Source organism: Pseudomonas sp. Ant30-3 (assembly GCF_000690905.1).
Taxonomy (GTDB): domain Bacteria; phylum Pseudomonadota; class Gammaproteobacteria; order Pseudomonadales; family Pseudomonadaceae; genus Aquipseudomonas.
This window is the reverse complement of sequence record NZ_JMCL01000042.1, coordinates 1-23,127: the sequence shown is the minus strand read 5'-3', so window position 1 is coordinate 23,127 and position 23,127 is coordinate 1. Positions and strand designations below refer to the sequence as shown.

The 23,127-nt window shown below is 58.2% G+C and carries 25 protein-coding genes, 1 tRNA gene and 1 pseudogene; 17 read left to right on the top strand and 10 right to left on the bottom strand.

The genetic code is table 11. The features are described 5' to 3' along the window. Positions 1-108 precede the first annotated feature (108 nt). The gene (locus DU29_RS0111725) at positions 109-1,542 is read right to left on the bottom strand and encodes a M48 family metalloprotease (protein ID WP_028621877.1); all 1,434 of its coding nucleotides are present in this window, start codon (positions 1,540-1,542) and stop codon (positions 109-111) included. A 97-nt stretch (positions 1,543-1,639) separates the two neighbouring features. On the opposite strand from DU29_RS0111725, the gene DU29_RS0111720 reads away from it, so the two are divergent. Both DU29_RS0111720 and DU29_RS0111715 read left to right on the top strand, forming a co-directional pair. Further along, a complete protein-coding gene (locus DU29_RS0111720; RefSeq protein ID WP_028621876.1) occupies positions 1,640-1,879 on the top strand; it encodes a sulfurtransferase TusA family protein in 240 nt (79 codons plus the stop codon). 31 nt (positions 1,880-1,910) lie between these two features. Further along, a complete protein-coding gene (locus DU29_RS0111715) occupies positions 1,911-2,981 on the top strand; it encodes an AI-2E family transporter (protein ID WP_028621875.1) in 1,071 nt (356 codons plus the stop codon). Positions 2,982-3,026: 45 nt separating this feature from the next. Here DU29_RS0111715 and DU29_RS0111710 read toward each other — a convergent pair whose 3' ends face one another. Both DU29_RS0111710 and DU29_RS0111705 read right to left on the bottom strand, forming a co-directional pair. Next, on the bottom strand, positions 3,027-3,500 hold the full coding sequence (locus DU29_RS0111710) for a peroxiredoxin (protein ID WP_028621874.1): 474 nt from the start codon (positions 3,498-3,500) through the stop codon (positions 3,027-3,029). Positions 3,501-3,510: 10 nt separating this feature from the next. Then, the gene (locus DU29_RS0111705; protein ID WP_028621873.1) at positions 3,511-4,071 is read right to left on the bottom strand and encodes a glycine cleavage system protein R; all 561 of its coding nucleotides are present in this window, start codon (positions 4,069-4,071) and stop codon (positions 3,511-3,513) included. A gap of 326 nt (positions 4,072-4,397) precedes the next feature. On the opposite strand from DU29_RS0111705, the gene dapA reads away from it, so the two are divergent. The 5 genes from dapA to DU29_RS0111680 all read left to right on the top strand — a co-directional run bounded on the left by dapA (position 4,398) and on the right by DU29_RS0111680 (position 8,087). After that, on the top strand, positions 4,398-5,276 hold the full coding sequence (gene dapA, locus DU29_RS0111700; protein ID WP_028621872.1) for a 4-hydroxy-tetrahydrodipicolinate synthase: 879 nt from the start codon (positions 4,398-4,400) through the stop codon (positions 5,274-5,276). Positions 5,277-5,293: 17 nt separating this feature from the next. Beyond that, a complete protein-coding gene (gene bamC, locus DU29_RS0111695) occupies positions 5,294-6,409 on the top strand; it encodes an outer membrane protein assembly factor BamC (protein WP_028621871.1) in 1,116 nt (371 codons plus the stop codon). A gap of 4 nt (positions 6,410-6,413) precedes the next feature. After that, entirely contained in the window at positions 6,414-7,172 is a 759-nt protein-coding gene (locus tag DU29_RS0111690) for an MBL fold metallo-hydrolase (RefSeq protein ID WP_028621870.1), read from the top strand. Positions 7,173-7,200: 28 nt separating this feature from the next. Then, a complete protein-coding gene (purC, locus tag DU29_RS0111685) occupies positions 7,201-7,914 on the top strand; it encodes a phosphoribosylaminoimidazolesuccinocarboxamide synthase (RefSeq protein ID WP_008034929.1) in 714 nt (237 codons plus the stop codon). Positions 7,915-7,997: 83 nt separating this feature from the next. Next, a tRNA-Ser gene (locus DU29_RS0111680) sits at positions 7,998-8,087 on the top strand. A gap of 29 nt (positions 8,088-8,116) precedes the next feature. On the opposite strand, the gene copD is transcribed toward DU29_RS0111680, so the two are convergent. Genes copD through DU29_RS0111660 form a run of 4 tightly spaced genes read right to left on the bottom strand, consistent with a single transcriptional unit; the run spans position 8,117 to position 12,145 of the window. After that, complete coding sequence (gene copD, locus DU29_RS0111675) at positions 8,117-9,067, bottom strand: copper homeostasis membrane protein CopD (RefSeq protein WP_028621869.1); 951 nt, start codon at positions 9,065-9,067, stop codon at positions 8,117-8,119. Positions 9,068-9,070: 3 nt separating this feature from the next. Then, positions 9,071-9,454, bottom strand: a complete 384-nt coding sequence (gene copC, locus DU29_RS0111670) for a copper homeostasis periplasmic binding protein CopC (RefSeq protein ID WP_028621868.1) — start codon at positions 9,452-9,454, stop codon at positions 9,071-9,073. 56 nt (positions 9,455-9,510) lie between these two features. Continuing rightward, complete coding sequence (locus DU29_RS0111665; RefSeq protein ID WP_028621867.1) at positions 9,511-10,398, bottom strand: copper resistance protein B; 888 nt, start codon at positions 10,396-10,398, stop codon at positions 9,511-9,513. A 10-nt stretch (positions 10,399-10,408) separates the two neighbouring features. Beyond that, on the bottom strand, positions 10,409-12,145 hold the full coding sequence (locus DU29_RS0111660; RefSeq protein ID WP_028621866.1) for a copper resistance system multicopper oxidase: 1,737 nt from the start codon (positions 12,143-12,145) through the stop codon (positions 10,409-10,411). Between the two features lie 735 nt (positions 12,146-12,880). Here DU29_RS0111660 and DU29_RS0111655 point away from each other — a divergent pair. From DU29_RS0111655 to DU29_RS0111640, 4 genes are all read left to right on the top strand, one after another. Continuing rightward, positions 12,881-13,306 carry a hypothetical protein gene (locus DU29_RS0111655; protein WP_152635539.1) on the top strand — a complete coding sequence of 142 codons (426 nt, stop codon included), beginning with the start codon at positions 12,881-12,883 and terminating at the stop codon, positions 13,304-13,306. 377 nt (positions 13,307-13,683) lie between these two features. Continuing rightward, positions 13,684-13,875 (top strand): YegP family protein, encoded by a 192-nt coding sequence (locus tag DU29_RS0111650; protein WP_028621864.1) that lies wholly within the window; start codon positions 13,684-13,686, stop codon positions 13,873-13,875. 140 nt (positions 13,876-14,015) lie between these two features. Further along, positions 14,016-14,942, top strand: coding sequence for a LysR substrate-binding domain-containing protein (locus DU29_RS0111645; RefSeq protein ID WP_028621863.1), 927 nt, complete (start codon positions 14,016-14,018; stop codon positions 14,940-14,942). Positions 14,943-14,999: 57 nt separating this feature from the next. Next, positions 15,000-15,365, top strand: coding sequence for a 5-carboxymethyl-2-hydroxymuconate Delta-isomerase (locus DU29_RS0111640; RefSeq protein ID WP_028621862.1), 366 nt, complete (start codon positions 15,000-15,002; stop codon positions 15,363-15,365). 46 nt (positions 15,366-15,411) lie between these two features. Here the strand turns inward: DU29_RS0111640 and DU29_RS0111635 are convergent. Next, a pseudogene (locus DU29_RS0111635) lies at positions 15,412-15,681 on the bottom strand (LysR family transcriptional regulator); the annotation flags it as partial. A 385-nt stretch (positions 15,682-16,066) separates the two neighbouring features. On the opposite strand from DU29_RS0111635, the gene DU29_RS0111630 reads away from it, so the two are divergent. From DU29_RS0111630 to DU29_RS0111605, 6 genes are all read left to right on the top strand, one after another. After that, a complete protein-coding gene (locus DU29_RS0111630) occupies positions 16,067-17,449 on the top strand; it encodes a glutamine synthetase family protein (RefSeq protein ID WP_028621860.1) in 1,383 nt (460 codons plus the stop codon). Between the two features lie 106 nt (positions 17,450-17,555). Then, entirely contained in the window at positions 17,556-18,689 is a 1,134-nt protein-coding gene (rnd, locus tag DU29_RS0111625) for a ribonuclease D (RefSeq protein ID WP_028621859.1), read from the top strand. Next, positions 18,686-18,979 carry a YcgL domain-containing protein gene (locus DU29_RS0111620; protein WP_007898694.1) on the top strand — a complete coding sequence of 98 codons (294 nt, stop codon included), beginning with the start codon at positions 18,686-18,688 and terminating at the stop codon, positions 18,977-18,979. The genes rnd and DU29_RS0111620 overlap by 4 nt, the downstream gene beginning before the upstream one ends. Before the next feature lie 120 nt (positions 18,980-19,099). Further along, complete coding sequence (locus tag DU29_RS0111615; RefSeq protein ID WP_028621858.1) at positions 19,100-20,032, top strand: D-2-hydroxyacid dehydrogenase; 933 nt, start codon at positions 19,100-19,102, stop codon at positions 20,030-20,032. Between the two features lie 109 nt (positions 20,033-20,141). Further along, a complete protein-coding gene (locus DU29_RS0111610) occupies positions 20,142-20,591 on the top strand; it encodes a YcgN family cysteine cluster protein (protein WP_028621857.1) in 450 nt (149 codons plus the stop codon). A 19-nt stretch (positions 20,592-20,610) separates the two neighbouring features. Then, positions 20,611-21,840 (top strand): hypothetical protein, encoded by a 1,230-nt coding sequence (locus tag DU29_RS0111605; RefSeq protein ID WP_028621856.1) that lies wholly within the window; start codon positions 20,611-20,613, stop codon positions 21,838-21,840. Between the two features lie 88 nt (positions 21,841-21,928). Here the strand turns inward: DU29_RS0111605 and DU29_RS0111600 are convergent, their stop codons facing one another. Then, the gene (locus DU29_RS0111600; RefSeq protein WP_028621855.1) at positions 21,929-22,306 is read right to left on the bottom strand and encodes a YgaP family membrane protein; all 378 of its coding nucleotides are present in this window, start codon (positions 22,304-22,306) and stop codon (positions 21,929-21,931) included. Positions 22,307-22,397: 91 nt separating this feature from the next. Next, a complete protein-coding gene (locus DU29_RS0111595) occupies positions 22,398-22,868 on the bottom strand; it encodes an RNA methyltransferase (protein ID WP_010462134.1) in 471 nt (156 codons plus the stop codon). Positions 22,869-23,127 lie beyond the last annotated feature (259 nt).

Here is a 23,127-nt window from a genome sequence, read left to right as displayed (position 1 = left end):
GTCAAGGTCGCGCCAGCTTCATCACCTTCAAACTGGCTGAATAATCCGGTTGCAGGTCAAACGAAAACCGCCTCGATTGAGGCGGTTTTTTTTGTCTTCGCGAAAGTGTCAGCCCATCATGTCCTTGACCATGCGCTCCTGGTCCATCAATTCACGTTGACGCGCATCGATGCGCGAGGACAGCGGGAAGTTGGTACCGGCCTTGCGCTTGGCAAAGTCCAGTTGCTGAATTGCCTGGCGATAATCGCCGACCAATGCAAAATACTCGGCACGGGCCTGGTGCAGGCCAATGATGTTGCCCGACAGGCCACGAGTTTCCGCGACCATGTACCAGACGTCCGGGTCGTCCGGGCGGCTCTTAAGCAAGTTTTCCAGCGCTTTTTCAGCTTCCGCAGCACGGTTCTGTTTGAGCAGCAGATCCACTCGAACCGAATTCAACGGGTAATTGCCTGGATACATCGTCAGCAAGCGGTCGACTCGTGATTGCGCATCGGGCAGGCGATTGTTGGTGATGTCGAGATCGACCTGGGCGAGGTTGTAGATAATCTCGTTGGGTGATTTGGCCAGCAGCACCTTGAGGTTTTCTCGAGCCTCGTTCAACTGTCCGCCCTTGATCTGCGCGATGGCCAGGCCGTAGCGGGCCACATCGTTTTTTGGATTTTCATCAAGTTGCGCACGGAAGCGCTTGGCACCCAGCCCTGGCGTTTCTTCGTAGATCAGTTGCACCCGCGCACGAATTAGCTGGTAGCGCACGGTGTCTTCGATACCGCCTGCTTTGGCCTGTTCAGCGCGGTTGCGGGTGTCGGCGATCCGCGATTCGGTCACCGGGTGAGTCAGGAGGAATTCCGGTGGCTTGGCATCGAAGCGATATTGCCGCGCCAACCGCTCGAACATGCTCGGCATCGAGCGTGGGTCGTACCCGGCTTTTTCCAGATTGAGGATGCCGATGCGGTCGGCCTCCTGCTCGTTCTGGCGCGAAAAGCGTCGCTGTTCCTGGATGGCGGCTGCCTGCGAGCCGGCAATCGCCGCGATCCCGGCATCGCCGGCCCCGGCCGCAGCAATCACAATGCCCGCCAGCAGTGCGGCCATCATCGGCACCTGCATGCGCTGTTGCGCTTCAACGCCACGGGCGAAGTGCCGTTGCGACAAGTGAGCCAATTCGTGAGCCAGTACCGAGGCAAATTCGCCTTCGGTCTGGGCGTTGAGAAACAACCCCCCGTTGACCCCGACAATCCCGCCCGGCGCAGCAAAGGCGTTGAGCTGTGGACTGTTGATCAGGATGAATTCGAGGCGCCGGTCATTGACCTGGCTGGTCTCCACCAGTCGATAAACACTGGATTCGACATAGTCCTTGAGTTGCGGGTCGTTGAGCTGGGAGACCTGGCTGCGCAACAGCGCAAGCCAAGCCCGACCCAGTTGATATTCCTGTTGCGGCGAGACTATGGCAGAACTGGCATCGCCGAGTGACGGCAGGTCGTCGGCGAAGCCCGGTGAGGCGAGCAGGCAAGCGAGCGTCAGCAGGGTAGGGCGCAGAAAAGTCATGCACAAAGCCTTAGTCGACAAAGACCTTACTGTAGCCGGACAGTACGCCCGGGACCAGATATTCTAAGCGGCTCGACCCCCGACCCGGAGTGATTCAATGACCGACGCTGTAGCCCATGACGCTGAACTTGACGCCAGCGGCCTGAATTGTCCGTTGCCTTTACTCAAGGCCAAACTGGAGCTCAATCGAATGGCCAGCGGCGCGGTGCTCAAGGTGATCGCCACGGACGCGGGCTCCCAGCGCGACTTCCGCACCTTCGCGCGATTGGCCGGTCATACGCTGCTGCGCGAAGAAGACGAGGCGGGCGTCTACCGATACTGGTTGAAAAAAGCCTGAGTTCTGCGGCGTACGTGAATAAGGATTATTGATGTTCAAAGTATTACGCGACTGGATCCAGCGTTATTTCTCCGATGAAGAAGCGGTGGTGCTGGCGGTCCTGCTGGTTCTGGCATTTACCGCCGTGCTGACCTTGGGCGGCATGTTGGCACCTGTGCTTGCCGGAATGGTGCTCGCCTATTTGATGCAGGGTCTGGTGGTGACGCTTGAGCGTCTGCGCATGCCGGGCGGCGTGGCGGTGGGCCTGGTGTTCGCATTGTTCATGAGCGTGCTGCTGGTATTCATTGTGGTCGTGGTGCCGTTGTTGTGGCATCAACTGATCACGCTGTTTAACGAGCTGCCCGGGATGCTCGCCAAATGGCAGTCGCTGTTGTTGTTGCTGCCCGAGCGCTACCCGCACCTGGTGTCGGATGAGCAGGTACTGCGCGCCATTGAAGTGGCGAGGGGCGAGATCGGCAACTTTGGCCAATGGGCGCTGACGTTTTCGCTGTCGAGCCTGCCGTTGCTGGTCAACATCATGATCTACCTGGTGCTGGTGCCGATTCTGGTGTTCTTCTTCCTCAAGGATCGGCAGATCATCGGCGAATGGGTGCGTGGGTATCTGCCCCGCGAGCGTGCGCTGATCACTCGGGTCGCGCATGAAATGAACCGGCAGATCGCCAATTACATCCGCGGCAAAGTCATCGAAATCTTCATCTGCGGCGGGGCGACTTACATTGGTTTCGTCGTGCTCGGGCTCAACTATGCGGCGCTGTTGGCATTGCTGGTGGGGGTGTCGGTGGTGGTGCCGTATGTCGGGACTGTGCTGGTGACCGTGCCGGTGCTGCTGATCGCGTTGTTCCAGTGGGGCTGGAGTGACCAGTTCATCTATTTGATGGCGGTCTACGGGATCATCCAGGTGCTGGATGGCAACGTGCTGGTGCCGCTGCTGTTCTCCGAGGCGGTCAATCTGCACCCGGTGGCGATCATTTGCGCGGTGCTGCTGTTCGGTGGGTTGTGGGGCTTCTGGGGCGTGTTTTTCGCGATTCCGTTGGCGACCTTGTTCAAGGCTGTGCTGGATGCGTGGCCGCGCAGGGAGGCTGTTGTGGCGCCGTTGTTGTAAAAATCCGCGGGGAGACCGATGGCGTCTGAGAAGACGCCACATCTATCAAGCCTTGTTGAGCGCCTGAGCAGCCGCCAAAACCGCATCCACATGCCCCGGCACTTTCACGCCACGCCATTCCTGGCGTAGCACGCCGTCCTTGTCGATCAAAAACGTGCTGCGATCAACGCCCATGTATTCCTTGCCGTACAGCTTCTTCAGTTTGATCACATCGAACAACTGACACAGCGCTTCTTCCTTGTCGCTGATCAATTCAAACGTGAACGCCTGTTTCGCCTTGAAGTTTTCATGAGATTTCAGACTGTCGCGGGAAACGCCGAACACTTCGGTATTCGCCGCTTTAAACGCATCCAGTTGATCGCGAAAGCCCTGACCCTGAGTCGTGCAGCCCGGCGTGCTGTCCTTCGGATAAAAGTAGATCACCACCTGCTTGCCTTTGAGGCTCGCGAGGCTGACGGTCTGCCCGCTGGTGGCAGGTGCTTCGAAGTCGGCAACCGGTTGGTCGATGGCAACGGCCATTAGAGCTTCCTTACATTGGGTTCTGTGGGCGCCACGGTTCGATCAGCGCGTCCAGGTTCAGCGCATCGGCAAAATCGAGGAACTGATCACGCAGCCAGCTGATTTGCACGCCCGCCGGCAATGTCACGGTAAAGGTGGCATTGAGCATGGTGCCGCCGGTTTGTGGCGCCTGATAAGTATCGCAGGTCAGGTTTTCCAGCTCGACGTTGTGGTCCATGAAGAACTGGCACAACTCGTTGATGATGTCCGAGCGGTAGGCCGAGCTGACGTAGGCGACGTAAGGCAGCGCCTGAGGACGATTCTCCAGGGCGGCGCTGCGCACCACGTTGACCGTGAAGGCGTGTTTCTTGGCCAGGGTCGACAGGCTGCCTTCAAGGCGCGCCAGCGCGTCCCAGCTGCCGGAAATCTCAAGGACCAGCGCACTGCATTCGCCATGACGGGTCAGGCGGGAAGTGACAACGGCGCAGCGGTTTTCATGGCTGGCGCGGCACAGGACGTTAGTCAGCTCCATGGGGTTGGCGCCGAGGGCACTGATGACAAGGAATTGTTCGCGGACTGTGGGGGTGGACATGCAGCATTCCTAAAGCGATGAGCGGTCGGTAGATGAGAAGCAACGATTGCGGGCAACGCCTGCGCAGGCCCGATCAGAAAACCCCGGTGGTGCATCGTGACATGCTCCATTAATAGCAGGAGCGCGCTGATACGACGCTGGCACGGGGCCTGGGAGGCCAAAAAGGGAGGCGGTAACCCGACGAACAAGCTGATCAGTACCGATCAAAGTCTGAAGGGTAGCGAAAAGCAACGCCGAGGGGAATGGCGGCGGCGCAGTACTTTGCTTGTGCAAGCATCTTGGCGCCAGTACCATTACCGCTCTCTTTTTCCGGCAGGAGCGGTTTCATGATTGCGGGCAGTATGGTGGCACTGGTCACACCCATGGATGCACACGGGCGTCTTGACTGGGACAGCCTCAGCAAACTCGTGGACTTCCACCTTGAAAACGGCACCCATGCCATCGTCGCGGTCGGCACTACCGGCGAGTCGGCCACCCTTGATGTGCAAGAGCACATCGACGTCATCCGCGCGGTAGTCAAGCAGGTCAACGGGCGGATTCCGGTCATCGCCGGCACCGGTGCCAACTCGACTCGCGAAGCCGTCGAGCTGACCCGCAACGCCAAAGAAGCCGGGGCTGACGCTTGCCTGCTGGTTGTTCCTTATTACAACAAGCCGACTCAGGAAGGTCTGTACCAGCACTTCAAGCACATTGCCGAAGCGGTCGACATTCCACAGATTCTCTACAACGTTCCCGGCCGCACTTCTTGCGACATGCAGGCCGAGACCGTGATTCGCCTGTCTACCGTGCCGAACATCATCGGCATCAAGGAAGCCACTGGCGACCTGAAGCGTGCCCAGGCAATCATCGATGGCGTGAGCGAGGACTTCATCGTGCTGTCCGGCGATGATCCGACCGCTGTCGAACTGATCCTGCTGGGCGGCAAGGGCAACATTTCCGTCACCGCCAACGTCGCTCCGCGCGAAATGGCCGACCTGTGCGAGGCCGCGCTCAAGGGCGACGCCGATACCGCACGGGCCATCAACGAAAAACTGATGCCGCTGCACAAAGATCTGTTCATCGAAGCCAACCCGATTCCGGTGAAGTGGGCTTTGGTCGAAATGGGCCTGATGCACGAAGGCATTCGCCTGCCGCTGACCTGGCTGAGCGCACCTTGTCATGAAACGCTTCGCACGGCCCTGCGCCAGTGCAGCGTCCTGGTTTAATTGAGGAAATACGACGCATGAAGCGATTGGCCGGACTTTCCGCACTTGCCTTGATTATCTCCAGCACCAGTGGCTGCGGATGGGTCTGGGGCCCGGAAGGTTATTTCCGTGACCGGGGTAGCGACTACCTGGAAGCGCAACAGACTGCACCCATGCAATTGCCGACGGACGTGAGCACTGCCAAACGTCTGGATCCCTTGCTGCCTATCCCGCGCAACGTTGCCGATGACAGCGTCAAGGGCGAGTACATCGTGCCGCGTCCGCAGCCGTTGACCGCGGGCGCCGATGCCAGCGCCTACTCGCTGCAGAAGAGCGGTGATACTCGCTGGATCGTCGCGCAAAACCCTCCGGCCGAAACCTGGCCAGTGGCCGTGCAGTTCTTCCAGGACAACGGTTTCCGTCTGGACGAGCAGCGTCCGCAGACCGGTGAGTTCACTACCACCTGGCAGCACTCCGACGAGTTGTCGGCTGCCATGGCCAAGCGTCTGAGCGCAGCCGGTGTCAGCACTGACAGCGAGGTGCGTGCTCGCGTTCGCATCGAGCCGGGCGTGCAGCGCAACACCAGTGAAATCTACGTGGTGACCGCTGAACGTCCTGCAGGCAGCACTGCCGATGTGGCCTTCACCAACCGCTCGGTCAACACCGGCCTCGACGCGGCACTGGTCGATGACATGCTCGCGAGCATGAGCCGTGTTTCGGAGCAGGGCGGTTCGGTGTCGATGCTGGCTTCGCGTGATTTCGATACGCCAAGTCGCGTCAGCCTGAGCGAAGACGGCAGCGGCAACCCGGTTCTGAACGTCGGTCCTGATCTGGATCGTGCGTGGTCGAGCGTAGGTCGCGCGCTGGAACAGGGTGAATGGCGCGTTGAAGACATCAACCGCAGCCTGGGTCTCTACTACATTAACCTTGCCGAAAAAGCCGAGAAAGCCGACGACAAACCCGGCTTCTTCAGCAGCCTGTTCGGCAGTGCGCCGAACAAGGAAGAAGTTGAAGCCCGCGCCGAGCGTTATCAGGTTCGCCTGAGCAAGGTAGGTGAAAACGTTCAGGTCACCGTCGAGAAAAACATCAACACCGTGGCGCCGGCTGACGTAGCGCGCAGAGTGTTGAGCGTGATTCAGGACAACCTGGGCTGATCACATGCGTTTTGCCGTTCTCGGCAGCGGTAGCCAAGGGAACGGCACGCTGATAGCCAGTGCTGATACGTACGTGCTGGTGGATTGTGGTTTCTCCCTGCGGGAAACCGAAAAACGCTTGCTGCGCCTGGGTGTTCACCCAGCGCAGTTGAGCGCGATACTCGTGACCCACGAACATGCCGATCACGTGCATGGCGTGGGTTTACTGTCTCGGCGCTACAATCTGCCTGTCTACCTCAGCCGCGGCACCCTGCGCGGGATGCGCAAACCGATTGAACCGGCCGGCCTGCTCGCAGGCGGCGAGCAACTTCAGATCGGCAGCCTGGACATCGGCGTCATTGCCGTGGCCCATGATGCGCAGGAGCCGACGCAATACGTGTTCAGTGACGGTGAGCGGCGCTTCGGCCTGCTGACTGATCTTGGCTCTTATTGCGACAGAGTGTTGAACGGCTATCGTGACCTCGATGCGCTGATGATCGAGTCCAACCATTGCCGTGACATGCTGGCTCGCGGTCACTATCCGTACTTTCTGAAGCAGCGGGTAGGCGGCGAACACGGACATCTGAACAACCATCAGGCGGCATTCCTGGTGGCCGAGTTGGGCTGGCAAGGCCTGCAACACCTGGTCCTGGCCCATCTAAGCAGCAAGAACAACCTGCCGCAGCTGGCCCGGCAATGTTTTGTCGACACCCTCGGGTGCGACCCGGACTGGCTGCAACTGGCCGATCAAGATTCAGGGCTCGACTGGCGCCACATCGCCTAGCCCACCTACTTAGCAAGCGGAGCCCATCATGGAAAAACGTGAAGAACTCTACCGCGGCAAAGCCAAATCGGTTTTCAAGACCGATGACGCTGACCGCTTGATCCTGCTGTTTCGCAACGACACTTCGGCGTTCGACGGCAAGCGCATCGAGCAGCTCGATCGCAAAGGCATGGTCAACAACAAGTTCAACGCCTTCATCATGCAGAAACTCGAAGCCGCCGGCGTGCCGACCCAATTCGACAAACTGCTGGGCGACAACGAATGCCTGGTGAAGAAGCTCGACATGATCCCGGTCGAGTGCGTTGTGCGTAACTATGCTGCCGGCAGTCTGGTCAAGCGCCTGGGTGTCGAAGAGGGCATGAAGCTCAACCCTTACACCTTCGAGCTGTTCCTGAAGGACGACGCCAAGGGCGACCCGTTCATCAACGAATCCCACGTTGTGGCGTTCGGTTGGGGCACTGCCGAGCAACTGGTTCGCATGAAAGAACTGTCGCTCAAGGTCAACGAAGTCCTGAGCAAACTGTTCGACGACGCCGGCCTGCTGCTGGTCGACTTCAAACTCGAATTCGGCGTGTTCTCCGACGGCTCCATCGTCCTGGGTGACGAGTTCAGCCCGGACGGCTGCCGTCTGTGGGACAAGGCCACCGGCAAAAAAATGGACAAGGACCGCTTCCGTCAGGGCCTCGGTGACGTTATCGAAGCCTACGAAGAAGTCGCCAATCGTCTGGGCGTACCGCTTTAATCGACGCAAGCATCTGATAGCACGGAAAAATTTCGCTTGGGGGGTTCGCTTCCGGCAAAAGTGTTGTTATGATGCGCGCCGTTGGAGAGATGCCAGAGTGGCCGAATGGGACGGATTCGAAATCCGTTGTACCTTCACCGGTACCTAGGGTTCGAATCCCTATCTCTCCGCCATACATAGAAAAACCCCGTAACTCAATGAGTTACGGGGTTTTTTCGTTTAGGGATGCTATGGCCATTTCGGGACTCAGGGTTCCCAGCCATGCCACTAGCCCCACAATTAAAACCGCCGCCGATAATTCAACCCACACACTGCGCCTTAACGAATTAGCAACCGCCTGATACTGGTCCTTTCGTAATGACCGCTGCAAAGACGGTCCAAAGTGAAACCGGTTGAAGGCGGCCAGCACCAGCATGCCGGCAAACAACACCACTTTGGTGATCAGCAAAGCTCCATAGGTGCTGAGGTATACGTCTTCGAGTTTTGGGCCCACGATGAACAGATAGTTCACCACGCCAGTGACCGAGATGACGACTACGATCGAAGCGCCCACCGATCCGAATCGGGTGATGGCCCGAGCCAGCAATCTGATGCGCTCTTCGGTTTTTAGCGTGTCGAGCCTTGCCATCCAGGCCAATGCGACTAATGCGCCGAGCCAGGCTCCAGCTGCCAGCAGGTGCAGTATGTCAGTTGCAAAATGCCAAAAACGACGACTGCCTTCATCCATCGCCCCATGACCGTTCCAAACCAGACTTGCGAGGGCGACACCCCCGGCAATAGCTGCGACCGATAAGCTAAGGCCAGGCGCACGTTGAAGGGGTATCACCGCTAAACCGCCAACGATCAACGCGATGATTCGCACGACGCAGGCCAGCCCTACGTCCGTCTCAAATACCATGATGTCGATATGTGGACGCAGCTCAGCGAAATCTGACTCTCCACTCATGGAGCTCGCCATCATCACCATGCTGGCGACAGACACCAGCACGCCGAGCGCCGACGTCCCCTTCACCAGCGACCGAAATGGCAACACGGTACCCGATACGCGCTCTCGTCCTTTAAGGCTATACAAGCCGAAAAGCGCCACGCCAAACAACAGCATCAAATCCAGGTACAAGCCGAAGCGCAGGGCAATGCTGGCCCAGTCGCTCATCAATTACTTCACTTTGAACGTAACGTTGCCGGTGATCGGGTGAGTATCTGATGACACTGCGCGCCATTCGACTTTATAGCTACCGGCGGGCAAAGGAGAGAGGGGCGTTATAACCATGGTTTTCGGGTCGCTGCCGCCGGAAACTTTGGCCTTCATGGGCATCGGGCCGTGGGCCATACCTGGCATTTCGGTCATCACCAGTTTCGCGCCAGAGAACTGGGTCATGAGGTTTTCGGAAAAGTGCAGTTCGATCTTGCCGGGGGCCGGGCCGTCCGCGCCTTCCTGCGGGGTAGAAGAGAGCAATTTAGGGTGCGCCTGAGCAAATGTGCTCAGCAGCAGCCCGGTGGAAAGTGCGACGGCAACAACGGTGGTTTTGATGGGGCGCATACAAGACCTCTCACCGCTTCGAGCGGTATTTATTGTGATCGTTAAGTTGACGCGTTCTAAAACCACAGCCGAACGCCAAGGACGAGTCGTGCTTCATTACGATCCTCGCCGTCGTCGTTGGCATAATCAGCTGTCTTGCCGTAGGTGCGGTTCCAGGTCACGCCGATGTAAGGCGCAAATTCTCGACGGATTTCATAACGCAGTCGCAGGCCCGCTTCAGTGTTGGACAGACCGGATCCGATGCCTCGTTGCGGGTCGTTTTTGCTGTAAAAATTAAGTTCGGCCGTTGGCTGCAAAATGAGTCGGTTGGTCAGCAGGATGTCGTAGTCGCCTTCCAGTCGCGCGGCGGTTTGACCACCTTCACCGATGAACGCTGTGGCCTCGGTCTCAAAGTTGTACACCGCCATGCCTTGCACGCCGAACGCCGCCCAGGTTTGGGAAGCGCCAGGTTTGAAATCTTGCCGAACGCCTGTTACCACGTCCCACCACGGTGAGATGGCGTGGCCCCACAGTGCCTGGACTTCGGCCTCTTCGGTCTTGCCGTTGGTGCGTTCGCCTTCGGATCGCAGCCACAGGCGGTCGATGTCTCCCCCGACCCAGCCGGAGATATCCCAGGCCAGGTTGCTGCCGGCATCGGCATCCTGCCATTCAAGCTTGTCTGCGAGAAAGTAAGTGTTGAGCGCGGAGTCGTGCACGTTATGTCCCCCCGGGCTGACGAACACAGCGGCGCGATCGGCATCGGTCAACGCCGGGATCGGCGTGCGGCTTTCGGTCGGCGCGGCAGGCTGCATTTGGCCATCGTCCATACTTTGCATCTGGCTGTGGTCCATGCCCTGCATCTGGGTATGGTCCATGTTCTGCATGTTTTCCGTGGCGGCCATCGCCGGGGAAAGTGTCAGGCTCGCGGTCACGAGCGCCAAAGAAATCGGAGTGATCCTGATCATGGGTAGCGCCTCATTCTTCCACGCGAACTTCACGGAACATGCCCATTTCCATGTGGTACAGGAGGTGGCAGTGATAGGCCCAGCGGCCGAGCGCGTCGGCCGTCACCCGATAACTGCGCCGTGAGCCTGGCGGCATGTCGATGGTGTGTTTGCGCACCATGAACTGGCCGTTTTCGTCTTCCAGATCGCTCCACATGCCGTGCAAATGGATGGGGTGAGTCATCATCGTGTCGTTGACCAGCACGATGCGGACTCGCTCGCCGTACTTGAGGCGCAGCGGTTCGGCATCGGAGAATTTCACGCCGTTGAATGACCACGCGAACTTTTCCATATGCCCAGTGAGGTGCAGCTCTATGGTGCGGCCGGGATCGCGGCCGTCCGGGTCTTCGAAGGTACTGCGCAGGTCGGAGTAAGTCAGGACCCGACGACCGTTGTCACGCAGGCCGAGGCCAGGGTCATCAAGCTTGGGTGAAGTGCTCATGGCTTGCATGTCAACCAGCGGGTTGTTGCTTTCCGTCGCGGGGTGGGACTGCATTTCGCCCATTCCAGCCATGCCGCTGTGATCCATGCCTGTCATCTGGCTGTGATCCATGCCCGCCATGTCGCCGCCCGTACTACCGTGATCCATACCGCCCATACCCATGTCATCCATGGTCACCAGAGGCCTCGGGTCCAGGGGTGGTATCGGCGCGGACACATCCCTCTTCACTGCCAGCGTGCCACAGGCATAGCCAGTGCGATCCATCGACTGGGCGAACAAGGTATAAGCATCCTGGGTCGGCTCGACGATCACATCGAAAGTCTCCGCCACCGCGATGCGAAATTCGTCGACGCTCACCGGTTTGACGTGCAGACCGTCTGCGGCGACCACCGTCATTTTCAGACCGGGAATGCGTACGTCGAAGTAGGTCATGGCGGAGCCATTGATGAAACGCAGGCGCAGTTTCTCGCCGGGCCGGAATATCCCCGTCCACTTCATGTCAGGCGACTGGCCGTTCATCAAGTAGGTGTAAGTCGCGCCGCTGACGTCGGCCAGGTCCGTGGGATTCATCTTCATTTCGGCCCACATCTTTCGATCTGCGACCGTGGAATCCCAACCTTTCTCACTGACGTCGTGGATGAAGTCGCCCACGGTGCGCTTGTTGTAGTTGTAGTAATCCGACTGTTTTTTCAACGTCTGCATCAGGCCGACTGCGTCTTCGTCGGTCCAGTCGGTCAGCATCACCACGTAATCGCGGTCGTACTGGAACGGCTCCGGCTCCCTGGCGTCGATTACCAACGGGCCGTAAACGCCAGACTGTTCCTGAAGCCCCGAATGACTGTGATACCAGTAAGTGCCGTTCTGCCGAACCTTGAACTGATAGACATACATTCCACCCGGTTCAATGCCATGAAAGCTCAACCCTGGCACACCGTCCATGTTGGCCGGCAGCAGAATGCCGTGCCAGTGAATGGAGGTGTCGGCGTTGAGTTTGTTCCTCACTCGCAACGTGACCGTGTCGCCTTCACGCCAGCGCAGCAGGGGCCCGGGTAGGCCGCCATTAATGGTCATCGCGGTGCGCGGGTTGCCGGTGATGTTGACCGGGGTTTCGCCGATGAACAGGTCGAAATCAGTACCGGCCAGGACATGCGCCTCGCCGGGGCTGGTGATTGCCCAGACTGGTGTGCGCCACAGCCCCAGGCCACCGAGGATCCCGGCGGCGGCGAGTCCCTTTACGAAGGTTCGTCTTGATGTTTCAGGTTGCATGGCGCTTTGTTCCAGTCAGTCGGATGACAGAGCAAGCAGGAGATACTGCCAAGTTCGATGAAGAGGGTAATGGGTACAACCTTTCAGAAGGCTGAGCGAAAGATTACGGTTTTGTCAGGTTCACCCGCAGCTCTGGCCGTGATTCACTCGAATTCTGTCTTACGCGTTTCTGTTTCTGAGTGAGCATGCGCATCGATCATAGGGCAGGGGCTTCTGGCGCACCGCTATCCTGAGCAACTGTCACCATTACGGAATGGAACAAGGAATTATTTTGAGTCTAGTCATAGTCGAGTTACTTAGTTTTCCAGGATTGGCGATAGCTCATTGCAGCAACTAGGAATACAGCGCCACGTTGAGGAGAAATCATCCAACGCATGACGCATGGGCGAATAGCAAGCCGATGTTTCTGATTGAGCAACAGCTTGAGTTCGAATGTGAGCCTGTTGTTAAGCGAATTAAGGATTCAGCCGCAATACGGGGCAGCTCGGACGCTGAGACTAAAGGTGTGCGCGGGCTACAGTTTGTTAGGACGTTTCGTACATTTTTATGCGCGGTTTCGCATTGCGATTTTTTTGGTGTGGTGATTATCTAGTTGGCGGGCGCCGTTAAATGGCGGGCTCATTATTTAACCCAAGGAGGGTATCATGGCTAATGGAGTGACGTTGCCACCACTTAACATCAATGCAGTCGCCCCTTTTGTCTTTTTAGTCGTTAATTTCAAGTGAGGACGATGCATTGGCAGCCCAAAACAATGTTATGGAAACAGACTCCGTTTTCTCGATTTTGATATTTAACGTAGTGACTTTGATTCCTTGGGTGGCAGTTTTTATCCATAGTCTGAATTATTCGGCTGGTGAAGATGGTCCTGCATCGATGTTTCTGCTGGTTGTTGCTGCGGTAGGTACGTTATTCGTCTTACCGTTCTACAGTTTGGCGATTTATCTGAGCAAACGTTTTAATTTGAAGCCTTTCTTGAAGTGCTTCGTTGTTTTTTCCTTAACTGTGGTTGCGGTGTTTTGCATTTGCTCATCATTTGTTTGGGTGAAAGTGGGGGCTGGTGGCGCAGTGGTTTTTCTATTCGCTGCGCTAGGATACGCCGTGTGCGTTATAAGGTTGCTCAAACAAATTGCTGGGGTGATCAAGATTGACGCAGGAAAATGATTAATTTTTGAGTCACTCACCTAGGCTTCTATTTGGCCAGGCACAGAAAGCCCCGTAGATGAAAATCTACGGGGCTTCTTCGTTTCCGCCCGACTTGTTCAGAGCATTTTTTCAAGCCGCCGCATGGCGGAATTCGACTAATAGGGCGTCAGCCGAACCATTGCAACTGCGTAGGAAAGATAAGCCTGTTCCCTGGAAAAGTTACTCCCGCCTGTCATGCTTTTCTCCAGGCCTCGTGCCTACTGGTTACTCCTCAGAAGCTGCTATGCAGGGCGAAATATTCCCTGACATTGAATGTCCTTGCCTCCTCAAAACGTCATCTACTCTGGGTTGGCAGGTCCCGATCTGCAGTCATTACCTATCGCAAGGAGCGAACCATGTATTTTGAGATTTATCGGCAAACCCGAGGCACCCCCAGGACAGGACAAGGCCAGTGGCGCTGGCGTCTGAGGGCTGGCAATCATGAGACGATTGCCAGCGGCGAGTCCTACATCAACAAGGCGGATTGCGTGCACGCCATCAGCTTGATCAAGGGAACTCAGGAACAGACACCTATCAAGGAAATCTAGATTGAACACCGTAAAGCTGCTCGGATTGAGCAGCTTTTTCATGACCCTCTCATCGGGTTGAAGATCTACTGTTTAGGTCGCATAGACGCCACTTGCGCCGCTTACCTAAACTGTCGGTAGTTCTGGGATGGGGTTAACGGATGAATCGCAACGAGCTTCGCAAGGCCGATATCAATCTGATGGTGGTGTTTGAAACACTCATGCATGAACGCAACGTCACGCGGGTGGCGGAGAAACTGTTTCTCGGTCAGCCAACCATCAGCTCGGCTTTAAACCGCTTGCGCACGATGTTCAATGACCCGCTGTTCATTCGCGTCGGCCACCGCATGGAGCCGACGGCCAGGGCAGAGGAGTTGATTCAGTATCTGTCGCCGGCGCTGGACTCGTTGTCGATTGCCTTGAGCCTGACCCATGATTTTGACCCCGCCAGCAGCACCATGACGTTTCGCATCGGGCTGTCGGACGATGTCGAATTCGGACTGCTGCCGCCCTTGCTGAGAGCGCTGCGTCAGGAGGCGCCCAAAGTGGTGTTCGTGGTGCAGCATGTCGATTATTGGCGGATTCCGGATTTGCTCGCCTCAGGTGATATAACCGTAGGGATCAGCCAGACACGCGGTTTGCCGGCCAATGCCAAGCGAAAATTGTTGCGGCATATCCAGCCCAGTGTGTTGCGTGCCGATGCCTCTGACACGCCGTTGACGCTCGATGAATATTGCTCACGCCCGCACGTGCTGGTCTCTCACACCGCCAATGTCAGCGGCTACGCCGATGAATGGCTGGCGGAAATCGGGCGGACACGCCAGGTGGTGCTGTCGGTGCCGCAATACAGCGCGTTGCCTGCCTTGCTCGCCGGTACTGATCTGATTGCCAGCCTGCCGGATTACACCGCCGCTGCCATGGCCACATCCGGTCTGCTGTTCAAGGAGCCGTTCCCGTTCAAAACGCCGACGCTGGATTTGTCCATGGTCTGGCTCAGTCACGTCGACACCGATCCCGCTGAACGTTGGCTGCGCTCGCGCCTTGAAAGTTTCATGAGTGAGCGTGCCGTCTTGCCGTTGCCCGAGTGATCGCGGCAATGCTGTGTTATATGTACGCCCCTTCCACCCAATTTAAGGAGCCGACTCATGCCTCATCTGCACATGGAATACACCGCCAATCTGTCTGATCTGAATGCCGATGTGGCATTGATCAGGCTGAATAATGCGCTGGTGGCTTCTGGACAATTTGCTGCCGAATTCGACATCAAGAGCCGTGCGGTGAAGCTTGAAACTTTCAAGGTCGGCACTGCGATGAGCGAGCGCGCGTTTGTGCACGTGAAGCTCGCTTTGCTTAGCGGACGCTCGCCGCAGATCAAAAAGCAGTTGTCCGAGAGCCTGCTGGCGGTGGTGCAGGATCTTTGTCAGTGGCCTGCAGGCGTCGAGGTCCAGCTGGCGGTGGAACTGCTGGACATTGATCGCGAGTCTTACAGCAAAGTGGCTATCGGGCACTGAGCTGCAAGCCTTGCCCCCGTTGTCGCGTCAGGACGAACGACTACGTCCCGGCGTGACACAGATTGATGCATTCGATCATTTTCAAAACGTGGGGATACATGGCGGAGGCCTTGGGGGTCGGTCGCATGCCCGCGCGAGTATTGATGAACAGTTCATCTTCGAAACTGTTCCGAAGCTTCTTCAGGCAGTAACTGACGGTTGACTGACTGACACATAGCGTGTCTGCCACACTGGTCACGCTGCGTTGCTCATGCACGGCGAGGAAGACCAGGAAGTCTTGCATGTCGAGTTTTCTAAGCAAGTTACTGTTCAGCATCCATTCTGTCCCGCTAGGTCATCGCGCTTCATGCGCAAGTGGTGTAGCTGATCGTAAACGAAACGATGGTGCCAAGTGAATGCTTTACTCCACGTTTCGACATTTGTTTAGTCATTGCTCAACCAAGGTTCTTCAAATCCCGCTTTAACGACTCATCTCTCCGTGTGACGCTGCAGCTCATCTGCCTGCTGCGGTTTTCCCTATGGACGCTTGTCCAGTCGCTTTACCCTCCGAGCTCGCCTTCTGGGCGTTGTGGCACTGTCGCCACGCGCGCCCACCCGATTCCTGTCTTCTCCACTGAGTGGTCCTACAGGTCCCGCGCCGAGCGCCGGACAACTCGGCATCGCGTTGTGCAGATGCCTGACGTATCAAGCAGAGAATTCCCATGAGTTGCGCCACGACCTCCTTCGCCACAAAGCAAGAAGCCCTGACTTTTCTTGAGCAGCATCCCGATGTCGAAATGTTCGAGCTGTTTATCATCGACAACAACGGCGTGCCTCGGGGCAAGCTGTTGCATCGAGATGAATTGCTGGCGGTGTATGAAAGCGGGCGGCCGTTGCCGAGCACCATTCTCGGCCTGACGATCAATGGCGACGACGTGGAAAACTCAGGCCTGGTCTGGGATGTCGGCGATATCGATTGCCGGGCGTACCCGATCAGCGGCAGTTTGACGCGCATGCCCTGGCGCCTGATTCCCACTGCAGCCGTTCAAGTGAGCATGCACCCCAAGGAGGGCATGCCGGCAACCATCGCCGACCCGCGCCATTTGTTGGCGAGCGTCATCGAAGGGCTTCAGGCCGATGGTTACTACCCGGTCATGGCAGCGGAGCTGGAGTTTTACCTGCTCGATCAACAACGTGACAGCAACGACCGGCCGCAACCGGCGCGGGACGTTGATGGCGGCCGGCCTCGCGGGACACAGGTGTATGGCTTGCGTGAACTGGAACAGATCGAACCGTTCCTCGCCGATCTCTACAGTGCCTGCAAATTGCAGGGCATTCCGGCGCGCACGGCGATTTCCGAATACGCGCCGGGGCAGGTTGAAATCACCCTGGAACATCGCAGCGATGCGTTGCAAGCGATGGACGAAGCGGTGCGCTACAAGCGCTTGGTCAAAGGTGTGGCGCATAAACACGGGATGACCGCATGTTTTATGGCTAAACCATTTGATGATCTGGCGGGCACCGGCATGCACATGCACGTCAGCCTCGCGGACAAGGACGGCAACAATCTGTTTGCCAGCGAAACGCTGGATGGCACACCGCTGCTCAGGCAGGCGGTGGGCGGCATGCTCAGCACCTTGCTCGATTCGTTGCTATTGTTCTGCCCTAACGCCAACTCGTACCGGCGCTTTCAGACCAACAGTTATGCGCCCTTGGCGGCCACGTGGGGTGTGGACAACCGCACCGTGAGTTTGCGCGTGCCCGGCGGTCCGGCGTTCTCCCGGCATATCGAACACCGCATCTGCGGGGCCGACGCCAACCCTTATCTGGCGGCGGCAGCCATTCTGGCCGGCATTCATCGCGGCATCCGCGAACAGCTCGACCCGGGTGCGCCCGTTGAAGGTAACGGGTACGCCCAGGCTACGGAATTGTTGCCGACCGACTGGCTGACCACCCTGCGCGCACTGGAAGGGTCGAGCTGGGCGAGGGAAGCGTTTGGCAGTGAATTCCTCGGCGTGTATCTGGCCGTGAAGAGAGCAGAGTATCGACAGTTCATGGGCGAAGTCGGTGAGCAGGATTGGCGCTGGTATCTGCATCAGGCCTGAAACGTTCCAGGCACGCTCGCTGGCTGCGGCAAAGAATGAATGAGTGGGCGCGCGGAAGTCGTCGGTAGCGATATATACTGCGCGCCATTCTTCAAGGGAGAGCCGTGTGGCCATCGATATTCACTGGATTCGCGACAACGATAGCCTCGGTCAGTTTTGCGCCGAGTGGCAACAGCTGCCATTCGTTGCCCTCGACACCGAATTCATGCGGGTCGACACCTTTTACCCGATCGCAGGCCTGCTGCAGATTGGCGATGGCGTACGCGCTTACCTGATCGACCCGTTGACCATCGATAACTGGCAACCGTTGTCGGCTCTCCTGGAAAATCCGGCTGTCGTCAAAGTCGTGCATGCGTGCAGCGAAGACCTTGAAGTGCTGTTGCGCCTGACGGGCAGCCTGCCGGCGCCGCTGTTCGATACGCAGCTGGCCGCCGCTTACCTGAACCTCGGTTTCTCCATGGGTTATTCGCGGCTGGTGCAGGAAGTGCTCGGCATCGACCTGCCCAAAGGCGAGACCCGCTCTGACTGGCTGCAACGTCCGCTGTCGGAAACGCAGATCAGCTACGCCGCCGAAGATGCTTTGCACCTTGCGGAAGTTTTCATACAGCTGCGTCCGAAATTGTCTGACGACAAATACGCATGGGTCCTGGAAGACGGCGGCGAGCTGGTCGCCAACCTGCGTCGTGAGGTCGATCCCTACGAGGTCTACCGCGACGCCAAACTCGCGTGGAAGCTATCCCGCGCGCAACTTGCCGTGCTGCGTGAACTTTGCGCCTGGCGCGAGCGTGAAGCCCGCGCCCGTGATCTGCCGCGCAACCGCATCGTGCGCGAGCACTCGCTGTGGCCGCTCGCGCGAACTCAGCCAGACAACCTCGGCGCACTGGCAAAAATCGAAGACATGCACCCGCGCACCGTGCGTCAGGACGGTGAATTTCTGCTGGATCTGATCAAACGCTCCGGTAATGTACCGCCTGAGCAATGGCCGGCCGCTGTGCCGGAGCCGTTGCCGGTGGAAGCCGCTGCGGTAGTCAAACAACTGCGCGCAATCGGTCAGGCCGAAGCCGAGCGCCTGAATATCGCGCCTGAACTGATGCTGCGCAAGAAAACCCTGGAAGCCTTGCTCAAGAGCGGCTTCCCCGACGGTCCTTACCAACTGCCTGATTCGCTGCGTGGCTGGCGCCGCGAATTGATGGGCCAAGCGCTGCTCGACAGCCTGGCCACCCCCGGAGAACAGCCTTGAAACGTATTTGCTCCATCTATCGAAGCCTGAAGAAAAACGAGATGTACCTCTATGTGCTCAAAAGCGATGCACTGGAGCGCGTTCCGGAAAGTCTGATGGCCGCGTTCGGCAAACCGCATCACGCCTTCGATCTGGTGCTGACGCCTGAGCGCAAGCTGTCGCGGGAGGACATCACCGTGGTCCTGGAAAACCTCGAGAAGCAGGGCTACCACCTGCAAATGCCGCCGGCCGAGGACGAGTACATTGAGCACTTGCCGGAAGAATTGCTGCGGCGCAACGATCCGATGTGATCGGCAGACAGGTTCTGTTCAGAATCTGCCTGAAACACTGGAATGATTTTGGCGATGGCCGCTGCGCTGGAGCGCTGCTCCGCCGGCGGCCGTTTGCACTGCTTTTGAAAGGTTTGAACCATGCGCGTTCTGATTGCTGAACACGATCACCCTGTGTACGCCCAATTGCTGCGCCAGGCAGCACCCGATCTGGAAGTCCTCACCAGCGGTGATTCTGCCGAGCTGGCTCGTCAGGCAGCGGATTGTCCGATCTGGCTGGGTCAGCCGGACTTGCTGGCCACCCTGCTGCGTCAGGGGCACCAGCCACAATGGCTGCAGTCGACCTGGGCCGGCATTACGCCGCTGTTGGCCGATGGCTTGCCACGGCATTATCGCCTGACACGGGCGGTAGGAATTTTTGGTCAGGTAATGGCCGAATACGTGCTGACCTACATGCTTGGCCATGAGCGCGAGGTGCTGCCGCGTCTGGTCAGCCAGGTTGAGCGCAAGTGGGACAGTCGCCAGGGCCAGAGCCTGACCGGGCGCAAAGTTTTGATCGTTGGCACCGGGGACATCGGCCAGACCGTCGCGCGCTTTTTGCTGCCGTTCGGCGTCGAGTTGTACGGTATTGCCAGCGAAGCGCGAGAGCTGGCGCCATTTGTCGAAGTGGGAACGCTGGCCGATCTGCCGCGTCTGGTTGGTGAGGTGGATTATGTGATCAATCTGCTGCCGAACACACCGACGACTCACGACCTGTACGACGCGGCGCTGTTTAAGCAATTCAAGCCGACCGGGTTGTTCATCAACGTCGGGCGCGGCGTCGCGGTGGTCGATGCGGATCTGGTCGAAGCCTTGAAAGAAGGGCATCTGGCGGGCGCGGTCATTGACGTTTGCCGGCAGGAGCCGTTGCCGCAACGCCATCCGTTCTGGACGGCTTGGGGATTGCTGCTGACCGGCCATAGCTCGGCACCGACCTCGCCCTCTTTGATGGTGAAGCTGTTTGTCGAGAATCTGCGGGCGCATCAGGCGGGCGAAGCGTTGCGAGGCGAAGTGGATTTCAATCGCGGGTATTGAAGGCTCTTTTCCATCGCCGAGTTTACCGGCAGTCGCCAATCTTTTGCCGACACGGGCCCAGGCACTAGACTGGCGGCCTTTTCACCACCTTGATGTTGATGCTCGAACCATGGCCGCCAAAGTCGAACCGTTCTGGATACGCAAAACCCTCGATCAACTTGATCAGCAGGAATGGGAATCGCTGTGCGACGGCTGTGGCCTGTGCTGCCTGCAAAAACTCGAGGATGAAGACGACAACAGCGTCTATTACACGCGCATCGCCTGCAAACTCCTCGATCTGAAAACCTGCCAGTGCAGCGATTACCCGAACCGTCGGGATTTCGTGCCTGACTGCATTCAGCTCACCCCGGGCAAGGCCGATGAATTCAAATGGCTGCCGCCGACCTGCGGCTACCGGCTAGTCAGCGAAGGCAAGGATCTGCCGCTGTGGCATCACCTGGTCTGCGGCGATCGCGACGCCGTGCACCACGAACGAATTTCACAATCAGGACGCATGCTCGCCGAAGGCAGCGTGGCCGAAGACGATTGGGAAGACCACCTGATATTCCGCGCGGGCTGAAATTTACAACGGAGTGTATATGGCTGTGGGATTACGGCTGGGGTTGGCCGCTGCGCTGTTGGCCATGTGCTCGTCGGTGTGGGCGGCGAAAAAGGTCGATCTGGATTACCACGTACGTTTGTTGCCGCAAAGCGATCAGGCGGAAGTGCGCCTGACCCTGGCGCAAGGCTCGGCGGTCAGAAGCCTGGATTTTGATCTGGGCGATGGCAGTCGTTACAGCGATTTCAACGCTGACGGCCAATGGCAACTCTCGCCGGGCAAGTCAACGCGCGGTGTCTGGCAGCCAGCTGTCGACAAGGCCAGCCTGACCTACCGCGTACATATCAGCCATGGCCGTAAAAACGGTAGCTTCGACACACGCATGACATCGAACTGGGCGTTGATGCGCGGCGAGGATCTGGTCCCGCCGGCCCGGCTTGATCAACAGGACGGCATTGAGCTGGTGTCGCGCCTGGAGTTCGAATTACCCGGCGGTTGGAAAAGTGTCGAAACCGCCTGGCCGCGAATTGGCAAGAATCGCTTCCGCATCGACAATGTCTCGCGCCTGTTTGATCGCCCCACGGGCTGGATGCTGGCCGGTCATTTGGGCACCCGACGCACGCGTCTCGCGGAAACCGAGATCACGGTCGCATCGCCGCGTGGGCAGGGCATGCGGCGCATGGACGTGCTGACCCTGCTGACCTTTGTCTGGCCGCAAGTGCAGGCGGTGTTCCCGCGCCATCCTGGAAAACTGTTGATCGTTGGCGCCAATGATCCGATGTGGCGCGGCAGCCTGGCCGGGCGGGAATCGGTCTATCTGAACAGTCGTTTGCCATTGGTCAGCGAAAGTGGCAGCAGCGCATTGTTGCGTGAATTGGTGCAGGTAGTGGGCCGGGTTAACGATGAACATCGCAGCGACTGGATCAGCAAGGGGCTGGCCGAATACTACGCCATCGAATTGCTGCGCCGTGCCGGGGGCATGAGTGATGAGCGCTATGAAAGCCTGAAGGCGAGGATGGCCAAGGACAGCCGCACGGTCAGCTCGTTGCGCGGGGAGCAGGTTGATGCGGGGCAGGTGGCCAAAGCAGTGTTGCTGCTGCAGGAACTGGATAGGGAGATCCGCCTGAAGACACGCAACAAGCGATCACTGGATGATGTGATGCGCGGGGCGATGAGACTGGAGAATGTGGACACGGAGGCATTCGTTGGGCTCGCCGAAAGTGTTCTAGGAAGCTCATCGGCGGTTCTGCACAGCAATCTGATCCAGTGACAGATCAAAAGATCGCAGCCTGCGGCAGCTCCTACACTGGGGCGTTAAATCCCTGTAGGAACTGCCGCAGGCTGCGATCTTTTTTGTCTTAAATGCCGGTTTTGGGCGAAGTCAGCGAATCATTGCCGGTGACTGTCGCAGTGCTGGTCGCCGCTTCCGCGTTTGCCTTCAATCGGGTCAGATCATCACCAGCTCGTTCGATTTTCGCGCGCACGGTGTTCATCTCATGACGGCTCTTTTCCAGCAGGCTCTTGGCCGAGCAATGGCCGGTAATGCCACGTGCCAGTGCCACGCCTCCGATTGCGAGCTGAATCAGGCCGAAAATGCCGCCGCGGCGCAGGCCTTTGCCCATCATCACCACGCCACCCGCCAGAGACCCAGCGCGTTCCCAGCCGTGGACGTTGCGCTCGGAATGAGTCTGAAACGGAGTGGATTCGATAGGTTCTACGCGTTTGAAGTCGGTCATGATCTGTCTCCTGGCGAAAAGGGCTGCTACAAGAATAGATAATTAAGCTGACTGCTGCGGCGGGCGGCTTGTTCCATCGAATATTCGTTGCTCAGCGAAATTTTGCCCCGGAGCGGGTATTCAGGCCTTTGGCCATGCGATCGTAAAGCACGACGTTGACCGTGGCAGCCAGGTTCATGCAACCGGTGGTCGGGATGTAGACGACGTCTTCGCACCAGTCACGAATCTCTTTATCCAGCGAGCCGTCTTCCGGGCCGAAAATGTACAGCGCGCGGTCCGGGTGCGTGTACTCGGGAAGCGAGCGAGCGCCTTCGACCAGTTCCACTGCAACGGGAACGCAGCCCAGCGGCAAGATTTTTTTCAGGTCATCGATGCCGATCAGCGGGATGTCGTAATGGACCCGCTTGGTGTCGGTGACAAAGTCGGCAGCACGCTCGTAGCGCTTGCCGGTATAGAACACGGACGCCACGCCATAGCAGCCGGCGGCGCGCATTACCGAGCCAACGTTTTCCGGTGATTTAGGGTTATACAAACCAATGCAGCTATACCGTTTGTCTGCCACGAGCGGGGTGCCTTCGGGGGAAAAGCGGCGATTATACGGGGATTGGGGGAGGGGTGTTCGGTTGAGATCGGCGGTGTCTGAACCATAGCTATCGCCAGCAGGCTAGCTCCCACTCTGGAGCCAGGGCGGTCCCACATACGATGTGCACCGAAAAACCTGTAGGAGCGAGCCTGCTCGCGATTGCGCAGTGTCAGCTTGAACAAAGGTGACTGGCACACCGCAATCGCGAGCAGGCCCGCTCCCACGTTGGATTACCACC